This window comes from Thiobacter sp. AK1 (genome assembly GCF_039822265.1).
Classification (GTDB): Bacteria; Pseudomonadota; Gammaproteobacteria; order Burkholderiales; family Thiobacteraceae; genus Thiobacter; species Thiobacter aerophilum.
Genome location: NZ_JBAJEX010000029.1, coordinates 1 through 695, shown reverse-complemented (window position 1 = coordinate 695; position 695 = coordinate 1). Strand labels below are relative to the sequence as shown.

The window sequence follows — 695 nt, the reverse complement described above, 5'->3', positions numbered from 1 at the left end:
CTGCAGGCGTCCGCCATCTTGGGGTCTTTGCAATCGACGTTAAAGCCCAACAATTTGGCATGCAGCCAGCGCTTGAAGTAAGGAAGATAGGTTTCGAGGTCGCGCTTGTCACGGACGAACAGGGTAACACCCGGATGCAGGAAGGTTCTGCTGGCATCCGCTTCGAATGCCTCGACAGAGGTGAAGGGTTCGCAATGCCAGCCATCGCACCAAGGGATGCTGTCCACTGCTGCGAGCAGGCGTGGGCGGCCTTGCCCATCAAATATGGCAACAGACTCGGTCGTTGCCTCCCGATGTCTGAAACCCCAATAAATGGCTGTGCCATTCGACAGGGTCAGGCGTTTAGGAGCAGCCTCAAATCCATCGAGAATGCGGTCCGACACTAAGGCCCTTTGCTTGATGCGTGGATCAGCGTAATAAGGCGTCACGGCTTTGCCCGCGAACACCTTGATGGATTTGTCATCTGGCCCGTCAGACGGGACCCTTTTCAATGGCTGTGCCGCAGCCGCAGATAATTGGACCAACACGGCCAAAACCATCACGTACAACGCTTGGCGAATCCGTATCATCTTGAAACATCCTTTCATGGTCTGCTTTGATTACCCCCGCCCTGATTCACAGGCGGACAGGGATTGCCGGATTCCGGCAGGTAGTCGTTTTCGATGCCGAAGTAGATGACATCGCCCTCGCGTTTC

The 695-nt window shown here is 55.4% G+C and carries 1 protein-coding gene; it reads right to left on the bottom strand.

The window, feature by feature from the left end:
• The coding region (locus V6E02_RS12925) for a hypothetical protein (protein WP_347309214.1) at positions 1-569 on the bottom strand (569 nt) is incomplete at its 3' end.
• Between the last annotated feature and the right edge of the window lie 126 nt (positions 570-695).